Source organism: Paenibacillus endoradicis (assembly GCF_024721975.1).
In genome coordinates this window covers 689,858-712,206 of the sequence record NZ_JANQBB010000003.1, presented here as the reverse complement: position 1 = coordinate 712,206, position 22,349 = coordinate 689,858, and the positions used below count along the sequence as shown (strand labels likewise).

The window sequence follows — 22,349 nt, the reverse complement described above, 5'->3', positions numbered from 1 at the left end:
CTCCTTCCAAAAATGGCAGTTGCCATCGTTGTGGGTAAGCCCCACCTGAACATGTGATCAACTCCTAGACTTTCTGGTCACGAATTATAAAGTATCTTATGCCTTAACACTTCGTTGTGTGACAATCGCCTAGAGTTCACGTTCAGTTATCGTTTCATTATTCTCGCTAACGCTAAAGCAATTCTGCTTGCTGAATCAGGTACTGCTAAAAATTGTGATGCAGCCGACATTTTCGCAAGTTTATGATCATCTAACAATAAAGCACTCAATTTTTCTAACAAATGAGTACCACTAAGTTCACTTTCAAGTATAATTTCTGCAGCTCCAACAGACTCCAAACTACGTGCATTTGCTTCTTGATGATTATTCGTTACATTTGGAGAAGGAATTAGAATAGACGGTTTTCCAAGCGCGTTAATCTCTGCTAGCGACGAAGCTCCAGAGCGACTAATTACGATAGATGCATCACTTAAAACTTCCGCCATATTATTAATATATGGAAGTAACATAATTTGTCCATTTCGATAAGCAGCATTATCTTTCAATGCTTGCAATGTATCATCATAATAAATTTCACCTGTAGCAAATACAATACGGTACTGCGAAAGTTTTTCTAATTGCTCTTGCTCCCTTGCTAAGGCTATAACCGCTTGATTAAGCGCCTTCGCACCTCTACTACCACCAACAATGAGTGCATAACGTTGGTTAGATTCAAGATCCAATGATGCTCTACCACGGCCTGGTATTGCCTCGATCACTTGAGACGCACAGGGATTTCCAGTAAAGCTAACTTGCTTTGCTTTTGCAAAATAAGATAATGAATCTTCAAAACTTACACCAACATGAGATACAAAGGATGTCAAAAATTTATTCGTCAAACCAGGAATTGCATTTTGCTCATGAATAAAGGTAGGTATGCCTAAACGGGCTGCCGCATAAACGACAGGCCCGCATACATAACCACCCGTACCAATCACAACGTCTGGTTTAAATTGTTTTATTAATTGTTTGGAACGATTGACACCTCGTAAAAAACGGATAACTGTCCGTACATTATCGTAGGACAGTTTACGTTTAAATCCTGTAATTTCAATACTTTCAAATGGAACGTTAGCTCTTCTAACGATTTTACTTTCCATCCCACGCTCTGTACCTATATATAGTAATTCAGTAGCGGAGTCCTGTTGTTGCATATATTTCCCAATCGCTAATGCAGGGTATATATGTCCACCTGTACCTCCACCTGTTAGTAAAATTTTCATCTCTTTCACCTCGAGTATCGAGAAATATTCAACAAGATGCCTAATCCTGTTAGTAGTAATGTTAAGGAAGAGCCTCCATAGCTTACTAATGGAAGTGTAATTCCTGTTACTGGCATCATTCCAATGACAACACCAATGTTAATTAGCACTTGTACACCAATAATGCTCGTGATACCGATCGCAAGTAAGCTTCCAAACGTATCTGGAGCAGCGATAGCGGTACGTACTCCACGCCATACAACGACTAGAAATAATAGAATCAATGTAAGTCCGCCGATGAAACCTAACTCTTCAGCTAGTATTGAGAAAATAAAATCTGTTTGCGGCTCAGGTAAGTAACTAAATTTCTGTCTACTCATGCCAAGACCAAGTCCAACAAGACCTCCAGGACCAATGGCAAATAACGATTGAATGATCTGATATCCACCGCCAAGTGGATCTGACCACGGATCTAGAAAACTAGTAATCCGTTTCAAACGATAAGGTGCAGCAATAATGAGACCAACAAAACCGATAACACCAATTAACGCTAAACCGCCAAGATGACGCATCTGAGCACCGGCAGTATAGATAAGAATCATTGATGCTCCGACCATAACTGCTCCAGTTCCTAGATCGGGTTGTAGCATAATTAAGCCAAACGCCAGAAATACAAGACCTAAAGGCGGTAATAAGCCTTTCGTGAATTGAGTAATTTTTTGTTGTTCTGTGGACAACCACTTTGCAAGAAATAAGATCATACCAAGTTTCATAAATTCAGATGGTTGAATACCGAAAGAACTAATGCCTAGCCAACTACGCGCTCCACCACGAACAACTCCGACCCCAGGAATTAATACTAGGATAAGTAGTCCGAAACAGACGATAAGTAACATAGGGGCCCATTTTTTCCAGACAGTGTAATTCACATTCATCATAAAAAACATAGATAATAAACCTAATCCTGCAAATATCGATTGTCGCTTCAAAAAGTAGAACTTATCACCAAATTCATGAAAAGCTAATACTGCACTCGCACTATATACCATCATTAGTCCAATAAATAATATAAGAAGGATGGAAATTAATAGCCATATATCTGGAGCAGAACGTGTCTTAACCATGCTTTACACACCTCTATAAAATGAAGTAGGGACAACCCCCCTACTTACAAGGTATGCACCGATTTCTTAAACATGCTTCCTCTTTGTTCATAAGAAGAAAACATATCCCAGCTTGCGCATGCAGGTGACAGTAACACAATATCTCCTGACTCCGCTAACTCACTAGCAAGCTTGACAGCTTCATCTAGCGTTTCCTCGGCACTAGCTTTAGGTTCGACGATCTTTATCTGATCTAAACCTGCTAGCTTAGCAATATGTTCAAGTTTATGACGAGTTTCACCAACGGCCACGATACCTTTCAGTCGATCTGTGAAAATAGGGAGTAATTCCATATAATCAGATCCACGATCTAAACCTCCAGCAATCAGTACCAACGGCGCTGATAAAGATCGAATCGTCATCGTCGTCGCTGTCGAATTGGTCGCTTTGGAATCATTGTAGTAGTTGACACCTTCATTCGTTCTTACGAACTCTAGACGATGTTCTACGCCTCTAAAGCTCGTTAAAGGTTCTACAAGCTTCGCTGGGTCAGCCCCAGCTATAAGACATGCTGCAATGGCTGCAATCGCATTAGCGGCATTATGACGCCCAGGAATACCAAGACTACTTAAAGGCATAAGTACTTGTTGCTCTGAATCATTATTCATCCGATATACAATAGATCGGATCGAAGCTTCCTCTGCCGCATTCGGCAACGGATCGCCAGCGATAATCGGTGCAAATGGTGGATCAATGAAGACACCTCTTTCTAACTTCTCAAAAAGCGAGAATGGGAACAATTGACCTTTACACTGAGGCATCAATTGACGGGTAATCTTATCATCCCAATTCAAGATAGCGATATCGTCATCTGTTTGGTTGCTTAATATTTTCGCTTTAGACGCCACATAATCCTGCATATCCCCGTGATAATCTAGATGAGTTTCAGCTAAATTCAAAATTAATGCTATTTTCGGTGCAAATGCAATTGTACCTTTCAATTGAAAGCTACTCAATTCAGCAACAATCCAGTTTTCACTAGACACTTCACTCGCAATCTCACATAGAGGCAAACCGATATTTCCACCAACAACAGGATTTAGATCAGCCGATGTTAATAGCTCTCCAATTAAGGTTGTCGTCGTCGTCTTGCCATTAGATCCTGTAATACCAATAATTGGTGCTTTACTAATCCAATAAGCAATCTCAACTTCAGTAACAACTTCTACATTATTAGTTTGTGCATCAATAATAGGTGATACATGATATGGAATACCAGGATTTTTAATTAATAAGGCAGTCGTCTTATCTACTAGATTTTCGGGATGATAACCACATATTACTTCAATACCTAATTGTTCTAATTGTGCTGCTTCAGGGGACTGCTCGCGAGGCTTACGATCATTAACTGTAACATTCGCCCCTAGCTTATGGAATAGCTTCGCTACACTAACACCACTTCTTGCTAAACCTAATATAATTACTTTTTCATTCTTATACTGTGATGGATGCTTCATATAGAATACCTCTCTTTTTTTCTTGGAGTACATATTTTACGTATAGTGCAAGTTCAAAATACGGATTACAGAATTACCTAATATAGATGTAACGGTCCCCGCCCCGCGAGAACCGTTACATTAATCATTATAGTCTAGGTTCAACAAGCGGCTGTTTTGAACTTCCTCTTATAGAACTAGCAATAAACCTATAACAGCGAGCACTAAACCGACCGTCCAGAATACGGCATCTACTTTCCACTCAGACCATCCAGAAAGTTCAAAGTGATGATGTATCGGACTCATACGGAAGACGCGTTTTTTTCGAATTTTGAATGATGCTACTTGAATTATAACAGATAACATTTCCAAGACGAACACTCCACCAATAATAACTAAGAGCAACTCTGTTTTTGTTATAATGGCTACTGCCGCAATACCGCCACCGATACCGAGAGATCCCATGTCACCCATGAAGACTTTAGCAGGATGTGCATTGTATACTAAAAAACCTAATACTGCCCCTACCATTGCCGCTGAAAAGATTGCAGCATCGTATGAATCTGCTAACAGTGCAACGATTGTAAATGCGCCAAATGCTATAGCACTTGTTCCTGCCAATAGACCATCAATACCATCTGTAAAGTTTACAGAGTTACTTGCAGCAAACAAAATAATAATTACAAATGGATAATAGAACCAACCTAGATCAAAACCAATTTCTGTTCCAGGGATAAGAAGCTCTGTGCTATGACCCATATTGTATAGTTGTGCGCAAACGATAATTGAGAACAATAGTTGTCCTGCAAGCTTTTGCTTTGCTGTTAGACCAAGTGAACGTTTAAATACTATTTTAATATAATCATCAAGAAATCCTACAATCCCAAAACCAAGCGATGCCGTTAATAGCACCCAAAATTCACTAGAAATCTCAGCAAACTTTACGAATGAAATTAACAACGCAAGCATGATAATAACTCCACCCATTGTTGGAGTACCACTCTTTTTCAAATGTGACTGTGGACCGTCTGTCCGTATCTGCTGTCCGAATTTTAATCGTTTCAGTAACGGTATGAACAATGGTCCAATTAAAACTGCTAGTATGAATGAAACGCCTAATGATAATAGAATGACCATCATGTCCATACACTCACCCCTTTTCTAAAGCTTCGACAACCTGCTCCATCTTCATACTTCGTGATCCCTTAACAAGTACAAGGTCATCAGGTGAAATATGAGGCAATAGCCAATCGATCAGCTCTTCCTTTGTTGTAAAATATTGTAGTTGTTCTTCAGAAAAATGATCTTTCGCACCTTCAACGATATGAGCAGCGAGATTACCATACGTAATGATGGCATCTACTTTATCACTTGTCGCATATTGACCCATGTCAACATGCATAGCGATTTCATCGGGACCAAGCTCTAGCATATCACTTAGAACTAACCATTTCTTACGGAAGCCAGTTACGCTTCCTAGTAGATCAATGGCAGCTCGAGTTGCCGTTGGATTAGCGTTGTATGCATCATTTAGTACAATGGCTCCATTATGTGCTTTTGTAGGAGCAATTCGCATACCTGTTAATTGTAGTCGATTAAAGCCTTCTTGAATAAGATTAGCGGCTACGCCGAACAAGCGAGCGACTGCAATGGCTGCCAAAGCATTACTCACATTATGACGACCTGGCGTAGTAATATGTTGCTGTCCTACATTACACGACTCGCCCATATATAATACTTCAAAGCGACTACCAAATGGATCTAGCTCAATGTTAGCCGCTGACCAGTCGTTACTCGCTCCTAATCCAAAACGCTTTTTCTCCAAAGACGATACTATATGCAGTTTATTCATTTCTTCTTCAATCAATGGCTCATCACCGTTGTAGATGAATACACCTTCATCACCAAGCCCATGCACAATTTCAAGTTTAGCTTGAGCTATTCCATTGCGACTACCAAGTTGCAACATGTGGGCATCGCCGATATTTGTAATAATCGCAACATCAGGTTGAGCTATTTGGGTTAATAATTCAATTTCACCAAAGCCACTCATTCCCAATTCAACTACCACAATATCTGTATCCTCTTCTAATGCCAAAATTGTTAATGGAAGTCCGATATGATTATTGAAATTCCCTTGTGTCTTACTCACCTTGTATACTGTAGATAATAAAGCTGCGGTCATATCCTTCGTCGTTGTTTTACCATTACTTCCTGTAATTGCGACTACTCTTGTAAATAATTCACTTCGATAATTCATTGCAAGCTTTTGCAAAGCTGCTAATGGATCACGAACAAGCAAGAAAGGAATATGTGGCAAATCTTCAGGAACAGGCACACCTTTTTTCCAAAGTGCCGCTGTTGCGCCCTTTTCTACAGCATGATAAATATGTTGATGACCATCTGAGTGTTCCCCTACAAGCGGAACGAACAATTGCCCACCCACAGTTCGCGAGTCCGTCATAACACCTTGCACGACCAACTCTGTATTATCACTCTTTAGAATAGCACCGCTCATCTCTGCGAGCTGCGCAACTGTTCTAGTAATCAATGTCATTATCTCCTTCTTGAAAAAACTATGTATCAATCTCTAGTTCTTTCCAAATATTTATACCCGTCAACTATACTACATCTGAATAGCTTGCCAATTCAATAGCTATTTTTAACAATTATGTCTATCACGTTAGAAACATACCAAATATTTAGTAATAAATCGCTAAGAAATTGTCATTTCAAGACCTCATGTGAAATTTCTAATGAAGTCATCTTCCAAGTCCCCAATCATCAAGCACTTTGAAACGAAGCCCAGCTACGTGTACGATTCTATTACAAGAGCGAAGAAACTTTAGCACGAGACTTCAAATGAAAGTTCAAAATCGTGGGTTGTCGCCCGCCAAGAAGATGGCCTCCAGCGAAAACGAGTAGCACAGCGTACGTTTTGTGTACGTGAGCACACGCAGGCTTTCGATGGACGGCATCTTCGACGCCGACTAAGCTACAGCGCGTTACCGCGTGATCACAGTCAGTGATTATGAATATCCTTTAAGGAGAGGTCACCCTCATCCCCTAAGTAAATACGTATAGTCGACCCCCGATCAACACGTTCTCCAGCTGCAGGCGCCTGCTTAATTACGACTTTACCTGATCCTGCACTTGTAAGCATGAAATTCATATTCATATCTTCATATATTTCAGATACGGATTGCCCAATAAGATTAGGCACTTCAACGATTGGAGTTTCACCATATTTATATAAGCGATCGATTTGATCTGTACGTTTTGGTACTTCTAATATTTGCAGAGCATCTTCCATAATGTTACGTACAATCGGTGCCGCAACAACGCCACCGAATTGAATACCTTCTGGATTGTCTACTGCAACGTAGATAACGATTTGAGGATCATCTGCAGGAGCTACCCCAATAAACGATACAATATGTTCGGTTGTCGAGTACCTGCCGTCAATGACCTTCTGAGCAGTCCCTGTCTTCCCTCCCACACGATAACCGTCTATAAATGCATTTCTGCCTGTTCCTTTCGCTACAACACTTTCTAGCGCCTCACGAACTTGCTTAGATGTTTCTTCTGAAATTACTTGTCTGACTACAGTCGGTTCATTCGATTGTACTATTTCCCCTGTATCACGATTAATCCAAGCTTTGGCGACATATGGCTTGTAAAGCGTGCCGCCGTTGACGGCGGCTGACACGGCAGTAATTTGTTGAATCGGAGTAACAGATACCCCTTGACCAAATGCCGTTGTCGCTAACTCAACAGGACCAACTTGACTTAATTTGAATAGAATCCCGTTTTCTTCTCCACCGATATCAATACCAGTTTTTGTTCCGAATCCGAAGTTTCTAATATATTCGAAAAGTTTATCTTTGCCTAGACGATTACCCAGTTCTACAAACCCTGGATTACAAGAGTTCTCAACGACTTGTAAAAAGCTTTGGCTACCATGTCCACCTTTTTTCCAGCAACGTAGTCTAGCTCCACCAATCTCTACAGCACCACCATCATAAAAGCTATCGGTCTGTAAATTAACCTTCTTCTCTTCAAGCGCAGCAGCTAACGTAATAATTTTGAAAGTTGATCCAGGCTCATATGTCATCCAAATTGGCAGATTGCGGTTGTAGACTGATGCATCCACCTCTTGATAATTGCTAGGACTATAACCTGGCCTACTAGCCATTGCTAATATTTCACCCGTATTTGGATTCATCGCTATTGCCATAACAGCGTTAGCGTTCAATCCGGTCATCGCTTGATCTAATTCACGTTCCATCACAGTCTGGATTTGCTGATCAATCGTAAGTTGCAGTGTCAATCCCTCTTGTGGCTCTACATATGTATCAGATGAGTTAGGCATTTGTCTACCGGCAGCATCAGATAGAAACGAAACCATTCCTTGCGTACCAGTTAATCGTTCGTTATAGGTAAGTTCCATTCCCGTTAAGCCTTGGTTGTCGATACCTGTAAATCCAAGTATATGAGCAGCAAGTTGATCATACGGATAATAACGCTTATTATCTTCTGCAACTACAATCCCCGGTAAACTTAAAGCTCTAATTGTAGTCGCCTGCTCCGTAGTCATCTTACGACCACCAGGACCTAGTTGAATAATCATCTGCGTTTTTGAAACTTTCGTTAAGATTTCATCTACCGTCATATCTAGTAATGGTGCTAATGTTTGTGCTGTTTTCTCTTTTTCTTTCACTTGAACAGGAATGGCCCACACAGTCGGTGTACTTACGTTATAAGCTAGTCGTACTCCATTACGATCCCATATTTCACCACGATTTGCGACATAAGGTATATTACGGCGCCAAGAATTTTCCGCTTTCTCTGATAACTCCGCACCTTGAATAAGCTGGACATAACTTAACCGAACACTTAAACCAACAAAAGCGATAATTGCAAACATGAGAATGGTGAACAGTCTTCTTCTAACCGTCACATTAGAAACTTTCATACTCTATCCCCCTACAACTTTTCTGCACTTCTCCATAATAGCTATGGAAATAAAAGTACATCGTAAGCTTGAATTAAGAACATACATAGCAAAAGCGTTACTTTGCTCTCTACATGCTATTCATAATTCGGACAAGATAGAACCTGTACCATTCGGACTCATGAGTGTAACTACCGCTTATTGCATGACAAAATTATTTTGATTGTGAGACGCTGCTACCCCGCACATAGTAGCGAAAGAGGACTAATCGCTCATGGAAAAACGATAGCAGTCGTTTTTGTCCTCGGATTTATTAAATCCGAGGACAACTGCGATAGAAACAGCGATTGGTCACCGTAGCGCCACACTCGCAAAAGTTAGCATGCATTAGAGAATTCCTTGTTCAAGATTAATACTACTCCCCAGATGTTGATTGTTCTTCTGCACCATCATCTGTCTCGTCTAGACCATCCGTCACATCTTTATCAGCTTTATCCAACGTTCCATCAACGTAATATTCCGACTCCTTCAGCGGAGACAACATAATGTTCAACACTTTTGATTTCCCATCTTCGATAAGCTGTTGCGAGTAGACATATCCAGCACCTTCTATTTTCAGTTGTACGCCGAGTAACGCGGCAATTTCTACAGCATCACGTAGCGATACACCTGTAAGATCAGGTATGCTCAGATTCTCTTTCTGCTCAGTCACTAGGTAGACGGTTTGAGTCGGATGAACTAGCGTTCCAGCAGTAGGAATCTGTTGTTCTACAATAGAACCATCACCAATAAATTCGAATGGAAGACCTGCGTTTTTAAGTTTTTCTTTGGCAAGTCCTCCTTTCATCCCTGTAACATCAGGTGTAGTTATCATTACTTCTGTCGGTGTTTCGCCTTCTTCTACTGCAATATTTTCATAGTTAGGAGCAATATTAAGCTTTCTTAAACTTTTCAGCATAATTTCACGGAATACTGGTGCAGCTACTTTACTACCACCAGCGTTTTTATCGTTAGGCTCATCTACTATTACTAAAACGATTAGTTGCGGATCATCTACTGGTGCATATCCTATGAAGGAAACGACGTACTTATCAGACGAATACTTATTACCAATTACCTTTTGTGCTGTACCAGTTTTTCCAGCCACACGATAACCTTCAATATAAGCGTTACGACCAGTACCATCAATTCGATCGGATACTACTTGTTCTAAGTACTCATTGGCAAGTTTAGAGGATTCCTCAGAAATAACTCTACGAACAGTGGTTGGTTCTGTTACAATCGTTGTTTGTGTAGTTGGGTCTGTTTTACTTTTCACAATATATGGCTGCATTAATTCTCCGCCGTTAGCAACGGCAGCAACTGCTGCTATCTGTTGAATTGGTGTTACTACGACACCACCTTGTCCAAAGGCAGCGGCAGCAATCTCACGATTATATTGGAAGCGAATTGTACCTACTGCTTCGTTAGGAATTTCAATTCCTGTTTTTTGAGCAAACCCGAAATTATTAAAGTACGCTTTCAACTTCTCGCCACCAAGACGTTCAAATCCTAATTTAACAAAGGCAACGTTACTGGAAAATTTCAATCCTTGCAGAAAAGAAATTTTACCCCAACCATATCTGTTATGATCACGAATCGGATTTGGATCGCCAGGAACATAGATCGAACCTGATTGATATAACTCATCTGGGTCAAATACGCCTTCTTCAATAGCTGCAGCTAACGTTACAATCTTGAAAGTCGAACCAGGCTCATACAGCGAGCCAACAGCATGATTGTACATGTTACTATAATCGCTATCTCCATAGTTATTCGGATCGAAATCTGGCATATTAGCCATCGCTAAAATTTCCATCGTATTAGGATCTGCAACAATAGCAGTAGCACTTTTCGGACTATACTGTTGAACAACACTACGAAGAGCTTCTTCAGCATAACCTTGAATATCAGCATCTATTGTTAATTCAATCTTCTGCCCATTTTTGGGAGCAACATATTCTACATCACTACCAGCGATCTGAACTTTCTGACCATCCTTTTGGTAGGAAATATGACCATCAGATCCAGTTAATAAGTCATTGAATGTCGATTCCACACCCATCTTATTCTCACCATCAATACTAATATAACCTATTAATTGAGACGCTATTTTATGTTGTGGGTAGATACGCTCATAGGTCTCTTCGATATAAATGCCTGTATCTGCCGCTTTTTTTTCCATAGATAATTTCTTTTTCAATTCATCCGAGAATGCTTTCAATTGATCGGCCACTTCTTTTTCGATTTGCCAGCCGCCTTTACGTAATTCACGATTAGAGTAATAAGTTCCATCATCACGCTTAGCATTCACATTAGAATTAACCGTATCCTCTGGCATACCAAGAATCGTCTTTAACGCCTCAGACACTTCATCTTCTATTCCAGCACCATGGATCAATTTTGGATTAATAGACACGTTATATGCTATAGCATCCATCGCAAGTACATTACCTGAGCGGTCTGTAATAGTACCTCGCTTTGATTTGAAAGTTTCCGAAGTAGACCAACGTTTTTCTGCTAATTGCAGCCACATCGACCCTTCTACTACTTGAACTTTATAAATATGAAAAATAAGAAAGAGAAAAAGGAGGGTGATTACCCCTCCAAGTAGTAGTGTACGTAATTTAATTCGTTTTATCATCTCTATCACTTCCTATTCAAGCTTTGCCGTTGCTCCAGATGAGCTCGGCTTCTTGACAATGATTCCTGTATCTAGGCTACTTACCATTCCTAAAGATTCCGCAAACTCACGAATGCGTTCAGGATCACTTAACGTTTGAACTTCACGCTGTAGTTGTTCAACCTCAATCGTCATTGCTTTCATTTCACTATTAATTTGCTTAGCTTGCAAATTACCATAGTAAATATCAGCATACCTAAATATGATAACTCCTGAGATGATAACTGCTAATAGTACAGCGGCAAGATATAATACTTTTTCCCCTGCTGGTATAGGTTTTTTACGAACGACTTTTTTCTTTGTTTCACGTATGATGTACTCTTCTTGTTCTTTACGCTTAGGTTTCACTGCTAAATTACCATATTGATAGGCCACGATTAATCCCCCCTACAGCTTTTCTGCTATTCTTAATTTGGCTGATCTTGCTCGTAAGTTTTGTTCAATCTCTAGCTCACTTGGCAAGATTGGCTTACGTGTTATTAATTTCAACTTACCTTTCGTACCACAAACACACATTGGAAAATCAGGTGGGCAAGAACATTTTTCTACGTATTTAACAAATGTTTGTTTGCAAATACGATCTTCTAACGAATGGAATGTTATTACGGAAATTCTTCCTTCAGGAGCTGTGCAACGCACTGCTGCTTCTAAAGCTTCTTCCTCTGAACCAAGCTCATCATTCACAGCTATTCGGAGTGCTTGGAATGAACGCTTAGCAGGATGCCCTCCAGTACGTCTAGTAGCTGCAGGAATTGCATTTTTCACAATCTCTGCTAATTGTTCCGTTGATTCAATCGCATTAGTCTGGCGGATTTTCACAATGGAACGAGCGATGTTGCGAGCAAACTTTTCTTCTCCATATCGATCAAGAATACGAGCAATATCTCTTTCATCCCACTCGTTCACAATATGATAAGCCGTCAATTCCTCGTCACGATCCATACGCATATCTAATGGAGCGTCTTGATTATAACTGAATCCACGTTCTGCTTCGTCAAGCTGAGGGCTGGAAACACCCAAATCGAATAAAATACCATCAACTTGTGGAACTCCGTCCAACATAGGTACATTGCAATGCTTTAACTCCTGTTCAAGATAGCGGAAATTGCTGCGAACAAGCGTAACTTTATCCATATAAGGGGCAAGCTTAACCTTTGCATTCTCATGTGCCCAGTCGTCCTGGTCGAAAGCAATAAGACGTCCCTGATCCCCTAATGATGCGGCAATTAGCTGGCTATGTCCCGCTCCACCAAGCGTACAGTCGACATATATTCCATTAGGCTTAATGTTAAGCCCTTTGACTGCTTCCTCCAATAAAACTGTTGTATGCAAAAACACGTTAAATCCCCCAATTCATGTTGTCCTATTAGAAATTAAAATCAAAGTCTACAAGTTTTTCAGCGATCTCATTAAATGTTTGCTCTGATTCTTCATAATAGCCTTCCCAAGATGACTTACTCCATACCTCTACCCGATTGGAAACACCTAATACCATGCAATCTTTTTCAAGCTTTGCATACTCTCTTAGATGTTGAGGTAGATTGATACGACCCTGCTTATCCAAATCACATTCGATCGCGCCAGAGAAGAAAAACCTTGTAAAGGCACGTGCATCTGCTTTCATTAATGGTAAAGTTTTTAATTTTTGCTCTAATACTACCCACTCACTTGCAGGATATATGAACAAGCAATTATCTAAGCCGCGTGTTGCTACAAAGGTTGATCCGAGTTGATCACGAAATTTAGCTGGGATTATAATACGACCTTTGTCGTCAATGCTATGTTGATATTCTCCCATAAACATAATTTCGCTCCACCCCTTCCCCTTTTCACTCCACTTCGCTCCACTTTCCACCACTAAGTAAGACTATTTCGCCACACAAAAGAAAAATCCTGCTTTTATAAGCAGGATTCTCTAATTATTTTATTTATTTTTTATTCCCAGCTATCAAGATAAGCCACTTGATCTTGCGTTAAAGAGTCAATCCCCATGCCAAGCGCTTCTAATTTCAAATTAGCAACTTGTTGATCAATGTCGTAAGGGACATTAACAACTTGCTTACCAATTGCTTTGTATTGATCATTTACATATTTCAAGCTTAACGCTTGAAGTGCAAACGTCATATCCATAATTTCTGCGGGATGACCATCACCAGCAGCTAGATTTACAAGACGACCTTCTGCAAGTAAATAGAATTTGCGACCATCTGCTAGTTTGTATTCCTCGATATTACGGCGAACAGTACGTTTGCCCACACTCATTGCGTCAAGGTCTACTTTGTTCACTTCTACATCAAAGTGACCAGCGTTCGAAAGAATCGCTCCGTCTTTCATCACTTCATAATGCTCTTTACGAATAACATCACGGTTACCTGTTACTGTAACGAATAAATCACCAATTTTCGCTGCTTCTACCATTGGCATAACTTTGAAACCATCCATGTAAGCTTCAACAGCTTTAATCGGATCTATTTCTGTTACAACAACGCTGGCACCAAGACCTTTAGCACGCATTGCAACACCTTTACCACACCAACCATAACCAGCGACTACTACTGTTTTACCAGCGATAACTAAGTTAGTAGTACCATTTATTCCATCAAATACAGATTGTCCTGTACCATAACGGTTATCGAACAAGTATTTGCAGTATGCATCATTTACAGCAACCATCGGAAAAGTAAGTGTTCCTTCTTTTTCCAAAGCTTTCAAACGGATGATACCCGTTGTCGTTTCTTCAGCACCACCGCGTACATTAACTGCATGTTGTTTGCTTTCAGTATGCAATAATGTAACAAGGTCTCCACCATCATCAATGATTAGATCAGGATTACTTTCCAAAGCTTTCATATTAAGCATCTTGAATTCTTCTGGAGATGGATTATATTTGCCGAAAACAGTTATACCATCTTCTACCAAAGCTGCACAAATATCATCTTGTGTTGAAAGTGGATTACTTCCTGTAATCGTAACCTCTGCTCCACCTGCCTGAACGACTTTAGCTAAGTAAGCTGTCTTCGCTTCTAAATGCAAAGAAATTGAAACCTTCAACCCTTTGAAAGGTTGTTCTTTCTCAAACTGTGCACGTACTTCATTCAAGACAGGCATATGACTACTTGCCCAATCAATTTTCAAATGTCCTTCAGGGGCAAGTGAAATGTCAGTAATAATACTTTTTTCTAAAACGTTCATAATCATCCTCCTATAATTAACAATAATGAATTTGAACCAACAACTTATTATATGTAGTACAAGAGCGCTTGCTAATAGGCAAGTAGCTGAATTGTATCTGAAAGAAACATTCATCGGAAGATTATACTTGTCTTCCGATGAATGGAAGCTTCGAAGCTGAATATACTAAAGTTCCAATCTTCGTTATCAACGTCTGCTTTTTGAACTTCCTATACTATAAGTATACTATCTCATGCCCACCTGTTCTACAATAAGTCACCGCAAAAATTGCATCTAACCACGCTTTATCATATCTATTCCAATATGAAATCATAGACAGTACTCGTTCTTGTGGTTTACCGCTAGGTTTCAACGAAAGTTCAACTCGATCTAATTGACGAATAGCAGCTTCAAACTGTTTCTGCTGTGCATCTACTGTCTTTGCTTCCATATAAGTCATTTGCTCTATAATTTTGTTCATATTTGTATCACCAAGCTTAGATAAACCACTTTGAATCGATCCAGCAAGTTCAATGAGTGGAGCATACATTGCTGTGAATTGCTCTCTCACATGTTTGAATTGATCTGCAACATGTAATTCATCTTGATCATGTAGCCATTGTTGCTTACGCTCTTGGAAATGATCCATCACATCAGCGAATGACAATTCGTATTTAGTCATATTTTTAGCAATAATACCTTCGACAAGTGTATATGACATACGAGGTACAATAATAGGCATTTCCATTCCTAGAACTTCAAATGCTTGTTTTGTTAAGCCCCAATATGAAATTTCTCCAGGACCAAGTACAGTCGCCAGTACTGGGAATAGATAATCTTGCATTAACGGACGTGTTAATACGTTGTTACTGAAACTTTGAGGTTTGTTTTCCAACAATTCCTCTAGTTGTTGCATCGTCCAATGATACTGGTTTTTACGATCACGGAATTCACCATTCTCTTTATATAACAAGACCCGATCATTTTGACTTTCCTCAACAAATAGAAACAAGTTAGCACTATTCACTGTTACATCTGCTTGAAGTGAATAACCTAAATCTCGAACAGCCTGTGCAGATTGAAGATATGCCTGTTCTAATTCATCATTACGTTTCAATAGCTTATTGAACATGCTACTCTCAATTTCTCTAACTTGTGGATCATCAGAATCAATAAGTACTAACCCGTACTTAGCAAATAATGCGCTCAACATATTTCCGAAGAAATCAGATAATGAAGTTGACTTTTCTCCCATTAGTTGCAGATCTAGAATAAGCTGCTCTTTAAATTCAGATCCTGGTAATTGCTGTGACAATTCTTCTAATGCTTCTTGCCATTGTTCCGTGCTAATGGATGTTCGACTTACAGATGTTCTTAACGAAGCATCTCTATTTATAGATAGTTTTTTCAATTGCTGTTCTGTTGAGATCAAATAAGTATGATTCACTTCATCCCAATCATGATCTTCACCAGCAATCCAAAATACAGGAACTACTTTCTCTTGTAGCTGCTCGCTTGCTGATAATGCTGCTTGTATAACAGAAACTGCTTTATGGACAACTAGTAAGGGCCCTGTCCAAATACCAGCTTGTTGTCCACCAATTACAACTTTTGCTCCGTGTGCAATGTGATCAATATTAGCTAACGTTTCTTCACTTGCAGACAAACGTTCATTGTATGCTTTAAGCACATTTGCTAATGAGCTACTTTCCACGCGAGTATGTTGCAATTGGGTTAATCTCGTCGAGCGCTTAATCCAATCCTCTGTATTACCAGCATAGTAGCCATACAGCGTTTCGATAACTTGCTGCTTACCTTCTATATAATCTGCTGATAATGCTTGAGCAATAGGTAATTCATATTTATGTAGATCGACCACTGCCTCACTACCTCCTCAAACTTCACTATGTGTTTTACTTCTAAACTAAATACACTATATAACGATAACTCATTACTGTGTCATTGTACACAATAGCTAAGTTTCAAGTCAAAAGAAAAACGTCCCTACTAAAGTAGAGACGTTTGATGTTTCTATATTAAGAAACAGTAAATGCCAGTTGTAACAACATAACAATAATAAAAATGATATATAGAAATGCAGTAGCGAAAAACGTAATACGCCATACGACTCGAAGGATCTTCTTCCATGGAATGATGCCATCTTTACGATAGTGCATGTTTCCAAGTAATCCTCCTCCTATTATCATGACTAACAATATTCCATATATACCAAATTCGCTATTAAATAATTCATTAAACAATGCAGCGACACAAGGTATGAAAAATATGGTAGATACGTCCATTGCTACACGAATTGCTTTCTTACGGTCTTTTACAAATGCACCATATCCTAAAAAAACAATAATAAAAGGAAAAATTGGTATAATTGCAATCCCCGAGAAGATATTTCTAATAAAATCCCACATAAGCTACTATTATTCACTCCCCTATTTTTCAGGATGTAGTGCTAATATTAATTGTACTATGGCCATATTAAGACCTGCTTCATATCCATGTTTCGAAGCGATTTTCACAATTGCTCCATTAATGGCAAGTATCTCTGTCACCCGATGAGCCAAAACATCGCTTAACATCGAAGAAGTGTTACTGGATGTTGCTTCACAAATATGTAGTACTTGGTCAAAGCTTACATTACTAATTTCTAACTCATCAAAAGCTAAAATAGTTCTAGTCTCTTCAAACAGTTGTTTCATTAACTGCAATCTAGTAGAGTCAGACGATAGTTTTCCATTCTTCACACCAAAAAGGGCAGTTAATGGATTGATGACTGCGTTTGCAATTAATTTACGATAGATCGCTTCTCTGATGTTTTTCGACACCAATGTCTTAAATCCTGCCTGAAATAACACTTCTTCCAATATTTTCTGATGTATCTTATCAGAATCACGACCTAATTGATCACCTAGGTTGGTTAGTCCGGCTCCTGTATGATGTACTTCGTTAGATTGTACTTTTAGTGCGGCCTCGCTTATCACAGCTGTTATTATCGGCTTATTCGATAGTTCTGCTAATCTTTCAATATGTCCTATACCATTTTGAAAGGCTACTAAAGTACAATTCTCATATTGCTGTAAAAGCAGCTTAATTTGAGCTAACAGCTCATTATCTAATTGAGTTTGTTTCACGGTAAGTAATATGTATATTTCATCTGTTGAACTAAAGTCTAATGGATGCAAAGCAAACTCTTTAAGTGATCTATATGTCCCCTGCGTTTCTGTTCTACTTTTACCTGCTCTATCTACTAACGTAATTCCTTCTGTTCTCAGAAATTCGGCTTGTTCGATCGATCTTGTCCAAAAATGTACAGCATACCCAGCTTGTATAAGCTTGGCTCCATACAACGTACCTATTGCACCATTACCAATGATTTCAAACCTCATGGTTATCCACATACCTTTCAACAAGTTTTACATACGTTTTAAGTTTGTATCATTCACCACATCGTTATCAAATTCAGCTTTTTGAACTTCCTCTTTATAGCAATAAAAAAAGTGTTACTATATATAGTAACACTTCTCCCACCTCAAACTCTATTCAATTCTCTCCAGGTTACCATTTGCATCCATTTTGAATCGAGGTTTTTTCTCTTCTTCAGTTGAAAGAACTGTTAATCTTCTTGCACGATCCATAATTTGAATTAATGTTTTGTAATCATCATTCACAGCATGGTAATCGGTTTGAACGATATTTACTTCTTTCGCCAATCTTTCATTTTCTTGACGAAGTCGATATAGTTCATCTTCACGATCTTTCAATGATTTTTCATAACTACGGATTTGGCGCGCTAAATCTTGATACGTCATTTTCCATTCGCGTAAAAAACGAATGACTGAATCAATAGACATACTCTCTTCTATTGAACCTTGTTCCATTCTAATAGGTCTTTCATCTGTTTCAAACATCGTTATAGATGATACTTGTGGAAGTGAAGCCACCTGTTTCTTCATATAATTACGTTTATGTCGTTGTTGTTTTGCGATTTGAATAGCTTCATCATACTGTTTTCTAACAAAACTATTCCAACGGAACCCACAAGCAGCTGATGTACGACCAATACGTTCACCAACTTCCTCAAAGGCTGAAAGCTGAGTACTACCTTCTCTAATATGGCGCAGTGTTACTTCTGCGAGCATTAAGTCATCATCCTGACTCCATGCATCTTGTCTTATAGCTGTCATGCTATTATAACCTCCTAACGTAAAGGCACTTACTTAGATTCTATGTGCTTAGTAGAGTTCATAGAATCTATTGGTTACTATTTTGTATAACCAATTTCAAAAAAACTCATACATTTTTTCTAATAATCATGTACATACTATGAACAAGTTCACAAATATGATGAAATATTTTCGGTTTTTAGACATGGAGGATGTTTACAGTTGTTACTGCTAGCGATATAATGAGATTTAGGAAATTAGGTCGTTCATCATGAAAGGGGGTTGCTGTATGGCACGTATGTATAGAGTACTAGGTTTCTGGTGCTTAATAATCGCATTGATGGCTTTTGCTGGACATATGTATGAGTTTTCTCTATTATTCTTTGCACAAGCTGTTGCATTCGCTTTCCTAGGATATTTGAATTTCTCAGAAAAAACTTACATAACGATGTTCTGGGGATATATGGTGATCTCATTTGTAGGATTCACCTATTGGTCGGTATTCGAAATGAGTATTCCTTTCTAAGACATCAAATTTTCAAACAGGTCGTACAGGTTAATTACTTGTACGACCTGTTTCCATTATTAGAGGTAGTTCAAATAGCGGACTTTGATAACGATGACTGGTTTTGTAGGTTATTCGACATCGAATATGAAACGAACTTGGAAAGTCTGGTACGCCTGTACTAGACATGTACACTTGCATTTCCTCCTTCCTCAAGTAGCGTTCCATCTTCTCGGTTCTTAAAGCCCGCTTTTTGAACTTTCAATTTAATAGGTGGTTCATAAAGCAAATGTAAGAAATAATAGGTCATGCTATTGCATACAATTATGGATAAGCTAATGCTTTTCTCACAAGGAAGTATCTTATTAAGCTACGAAAAGTTTTAGGAGGTAAGGTAGCGTTGAATCTAATCGTGATGAAACCACGTATCATCATATGCTTGCTAGCGGTACTCATGTTTTATACTATAACGACTCCTTCCGCAATTGCTGAGCCAACTATAGAATCGATATCACCTACACAAACTGATGAGGACGAGGATCTGCAGCAGATATTACAATCGAGTCTCTCTGTAGTAGAACTAGACAAAGAGATCGGTCGAATCGGTCAAAAGCTTGAAGTTTTGCAACAAACGTTAACGTTAACGGAAGATCAAATTGCTCAGCAAGAAGATCAAATTGCTGAAAAACGTGATCAGGCTGGTAAAGTACTTCTTGCTTACTATATGGGTGAGAGAGATGGTATCTTTCTTAATTTTCTTAAAAGCGATACACTCGAGGGATTACTTCTCGCTATCGAATTTGTAGAAATTATTATTTCAAATGATAGGGAAATACTAACCTCTTATGTAGATGAATATCGCGTGCTGCAAACGAGTTACGATGCTTACAAAGTTGAACAGAATAAACTTACAGCACTCCAAGAAGAACTACAATTACAACGCAAACGTGTCGTTGCGCTAGAACAACAAATCGACGAACAATTGGCAGGAAGAACCGATGCCGATCGAGTTCAATTACTGATTGAGCAGTTAACTACTTTCTGGGAAGACAAAGGTCTTATTGAAGTGAAAACCTATTTCCAAGAGCTAGCAAAGTCTATGAATGAGCTGCCAACTTGGTTACAGGAAAATCAGCAATATATCTCGATGAAGGGCTTCAAATATACGATTGAATTACCTGATGATGCTCTTAATAGCTTCTTAAGAAATCAGAATAAAATGTTTAATGATTTCGAGTTTATTTTCTTAGAAAATGCCATCATTGCGCGTGGGAAACGGGATAATATTGAAATTGAAATTAAAGGTCACTATTCACTTATAGAAGAGCCAACTAACTATATACAATTTACTGTTGATGAGCTCTATTTCAATGGATTCTTATTACCTGATGAAACTAAAAATGATCTTGAGTCACAATTCAATTTGAACTTCTATCCTTCCTATATTCTATCTTTGCTTCGCGCAAAATCAGTAACAACAAGTGATGGAACATTAACTATTGAACTGCAGTTATCCCTCTAGGCCCGAACATTTACATAACAAAATGGCAAGTACTAGCACCAAAAAGGGGCTTGTACTTGCCATTTTGTTATTATTGTAATAATTTAAGTTTGTCCGATAGTAAAGAAGCCTGATCCCACTGTTGTTTCACACTCAAATATTCTGCCGGCCAATTTGGTGATACATTCATCAGTTGCGATTCCGTTAACTTCTGATTCAACAAATTCCCAATATTATTTACAACAGCACTACTACTTAGTGTGTATTCCATATTTCTAGTTGGAGCTTCTTTGTAGTTCTGTGCATTTGTACTAGCTAATTGCGTAACATGCTCAATCCATTCAATCGCAGCAACCGCTTGTTTGCTATTGGCTTGAATAACAAAACTATATCCATTAAGCCATGGCACTGGTATGAGCAGCTCATTTGAATCATATTGCTCGAATAACTCTTCTTCACTGGACATAAATTCTTCCCATGATGTCATATAGTAAAGTGGCCAATTTTCCTTTTCTACATTGGGTTCCTCTATAGCATTATCTAGTTGAATTTTATGCTCATGCTCAGCTAACCATTGTACAATCGTTAGTTGCTCCTCACTTAACTCCCTATTCGATATTCCACTCTGTCTGGCAAGATCACCATAAGTTAACCAGACCAGCATAGAGTTATAGCTATTATCAGCAATATTAAGCAAATCAATTTCAGTGTCATTTCGCTCTACTTTGGCAAGCATTTCTAACATATGATCCCAATTACTACTTGTTGCTACCTCAACTTCATTCACAATTTCTGGTATATTATTATGTATAATTTCCTCTATCGGTTCTTTAGTAACATCAACAGCATCGTCAATAGGGTTTTCAACAGCTTCATCGACAAACTCTTGTAGTAATTTATGAGATAAGATAATGTATGGATTACTAGAATATGGAACTCCCCATAGATAGCCATTCCATCTCAATGCATCTGTATAGCCTGGCAAATGACTTGCTAAAGAATCACTATTCATTAAACGATCTACCGGCTGTAACAAGCCTTTCGTAGCTAAAGGCAATATCCACTCGTTTGGAACAAGTTGTACATCACCAAGTTCATCTAGCTTAGACTTTAGTTCCCATTCATCATAATCATATTGTTCTGCATATTGATTCGTTAAAGTCACTTCAATATTAGGATTCGAGTCTTCGATCAATATTCTTAACTGATCTAACCGTTCAAACTGTTCTTCATCTAGTGAAACGAATATGTGTAATTGCTCAGTTTCAATAACTTTTTCTTGATCAACAATTATAGCGGCAGGTTCATCTTTATCTTTATATAGATCACTTACATAATTCCAGTTCAATTCGCGTGTCAAAAAGATAAAAGCTACTATAATGATCACCATAGAACCTAGCATCAACAATATGTAACGTCTATTGAACACAACTTATCTCCTTTACGTCACGGAATACTTCAAGTATATCAATTTCCTA

General features: G+C 38.7%; 19 protein-coding genes. 2 read left to right on the top strand and 17 right to left on the bottom strand.

What is annotated here, in order from left to right; all coding sequences use genetic code 11:
* Positions 1 to 146: 146 nt before the first annotated feature.
* The 15 genes from murG to NV377_RS13340 all read right to left on the bottom strand — a co-directional run bounded on the left by murG (position 147) and on the right by NV377_RS13340 (position 18,886).
* Positions 147 to 1,262, bottom strand: a complete 1,116-nt coding sequence (gene murG / locus NV377_RS13410; protein ID WP_258199430.1) for an undecaprenyldiphospho-muramoylpentapeptide beta-N-acetylglucosaminyltransferase — start codon at positions 1,260 to 1,262, stop codon at positions 147 to 149.
* A 5-nt stretch (positions 1,263 to 1,267) separates the two neighbouring features.
* On the bottom strand, positions 1,268 to 2,365 hold the full coding sequence (spoVE, locus tag NV377_RS13405; protein WP_258199429.1) for a stage V sporulation protein E: 1,098 nt from the start codon (positions 2,363 to 2,365) through the stop codon (positions 1,268 to 1,270).
* A gap of 44 nt (positions 2,366 to 2,409) precedes the next feature.
* Entirely contained in the window at positions 2,410 to 3,861 is a 1,452-nt protein-coding gene (murD, locus tag NV377_RS13400; protein ID WP_258199428.1) for a UDP-N-acetylmuramoyl-L-alanine--D-glutamate ligase, read from the bottom strand.
* 168 nt (positions 3,862 to 4,029) lie between these two features.
* Positions 4,030 to 4,986, bottom strand: coding sequence for a phospho-N-acetylmuramoyl-pentapeptide-transferase (mraY, locus tag NV377_RS13395; RefSeq protein WP_258199427.1), 957 nt, complete (start codon positions 4,984 to 4,986; stop codon positions 4,030 to 4,032).
* Positions 4,987 to 4,990: 4 nt separating this feature from the next.
* Positions 4,991 to 6,397, bottom strand: a complete 1,407-nt coding sequence (locus tag NV377_RS13390; RefSeq protein ID WP_308860047.1) for a UDP-N-acetylmuramoyl-tripeptide--D-alanyl-D-alanine ligase — start codon at positions 6,395 to 6,397, stop codon at positions 4,991 to 4,993.
* A gap of 465 nt (positions 6,398 to 6,862) precedes the next feature.
* A complete protein-coding gene (locus NV377_RS13385) occupies positions 6,863 to 8,815 on the bottom strand; it encodes a stage V sporulation protein D (RefSeq protein WP_258199425.1) in 1,953 nt (650 codons plus the stop codon).
* 394 nt (positions 8,816 to 9,209) lie between these two features.
* Positions 9,210 to 11,477 (bottom strand): penicillin-binding protein, encoded by a 2,268-nt coding sequence (locus NV377_RS13380; protein ID WP_258199424.1) that lies wholly within the window; start codon positions 11,475 to 11,477, stop codon positions 9,210 to 9,212.
* Positions 11,478 to 11,489: 12 nt separating this feature from the next.
* Positions 11,490 to 11,891, bottom strand: coding sequence for a cell division protein FtsL (gene ftsL2 / locus NV377_RS13375; RefSeq protein ID WP_258199423.1), 402 nt, complete (start codon positions 11,889 to 11,891; stop codon positions 11,490 to 11,492).
* A gap of 12 nt (positions 11,892 to 11,903) precedes the next feature.
* Positions 11,904 to 12,854, bottom strand: coding sequence for a 16S rRNA (cytosine(1402)-N(4))-methyltransferase RsmH (gene rsmH, locus NV377_RS13370; RefSeq protein WP_258199422.1), 951 nt, complete (start codon positions 12,852 to 12,854; stop codon positions 11,904 to 11,906).
* Between the two features lie 28 nt (positions 12,855 to 12,882).
* Positions 12,883 to 13,320, bottom strand: a complete 438-nt coding sequence (gene mraZ / locus NV377_RS13365; RefSeq protein ID WP_258199421.1) for a division/cell wall cluster transcriptional repressor MraZ — start codon at positions 13,318 to 13,320, stop codon at positions 12,883 to 12,885.
* A 131-nt stretch (positions 13,321 to 13,451) separates the two neighbouring features.
* A complete protein-coding gene (locus NV377_RS13360) occupies positions 13,452 to 14,708 on the bottom strand; it encodes an adenosylhomocysteinase (protein ID WP_258199420.1) in 1,257 nt (418 codons plus the stop codon).
* Between the two features lie 214 nt (positions 14,709 to 14,922).
* Positions 14,923 to 16,566 (bottom strand): bacillithiol biosynthesis cysteine-adding enzyme BshC, encoded by a 1,644-nt coding sequence (gene bshC, locus NV377_RS13355; protein ID WP_258199419.1) that lies wholly within the window; start codon positions 16,564 to 16,566, stop codon positions 14,923 to 14,925.
* Between the two features lie 157 nt (positions 16,567 to 16,723).
* Positions 16,724 to 17,113 (bottom strand): DUF3397 domain-containing protein, encoded by a 390-nt coding sequence (locus NV377_RS13350; RefSeq protein ID WP_258199418.1) that lies wholly within the window; start codon positions 17,111 to 17,113, stop codon positions 16,724 to 16,726.
* 21 nt (positions 17,114 to 17,134) lie between these two features.
* Positions 17,135 to 18,088: a ketopantoate reductase family protein gene (locus NV377_RS13345; protein WP_258199417.1), complete on the bottom strand. Its 954-nt coding sequence runs from the start codon at positions 18,086 to 18,088 to the stop codon at positions 17,135 to 17,137.
* Between the two features lie 150 nt (positions 18,089 to 18,238).
* The gene (locus NV377_RS13340; RefSeq protein ID WP_258199416.1) at positions 18,239 to 18,886 is read right to left on the bottom strand and encodes an RsfA family transcriptional regulator; all 648 of its coding nucleotides are present in this window, start codon (positions 18,884 to 18,886) and stop codon (positions 18,239 to 18,241) included.
* A gap of 268 nt (positions 18,887 to 19,154) precedes the next feature.
* Between NV377_RS13340 and NV377_RS13335 the strand changes: the two genes are divergently transcribed.
* Complete coding sequence (locus NV377_RS13335; protein ID WP_258199415.1) at positions 19,155 to 19,391, top strand: DUF2626 family protein; 237 nt, start codon at positions 19,155 to 19,157, stop codon at positions 19,389 to 19,391.
* 30 nt (positions 19,392 to 19,421) lie between these two features.
* On the opposite strand, the gene NV377_RS13330 is transcribed toward NV377_RS13335, so the two are convergent.
* Positions 19,422 to 19,565 carry a hypothetical protein gene (locus NV377_RS13330; protein ID WP_258199414.1) on the bottom strand — a complete coding sequence of 48 codons (144 nt, stop codon included), beginning with the start codon at positions 19,563 to 19,565 and terminating at the stop codon, positions 19,422 to 19,424.
* A 205-nt stretch (positions 19,566 to 19,770) separates the two neighbouring features.
* Between NV377_RS13330 and NV377_RS13325 the strand changes: the two genes are divergently transcribed.
* Positions 19,771 to 20,892: a coiled-coil domain-containing protein gene (locus tag NV377_RS13325; protein ID WP_258199413.1), complete on the top strand. Its 1,122-nt coding sequence runs from the start codon at positions 19,771 to 19,773 to the stop codon at positions 20,890 to 20,892.
* Between the two features lie 70 nt (positions 20,893 to 20,962).
* Here the strand turns inward: NV377_RS13325 and NV377_RS13320 are convergent, their stop codons facing one another.
* Positions 20,963 to 22,300 carry an extracellular solute-binding protein gene (locus NV377_RS13320; protein ID WP_258199412.1) on the bottom strand — a complete coding sequence of 446 codons (1,338 nt, stop codon included), beginning with the start codon at positions 22,298 to 22,300 and terminating at the stop codon, positions 20,963 to 20,965.
* Between the last annotated feature and the right edge of the window lie 49 nt (positions 22,301 to 22,349).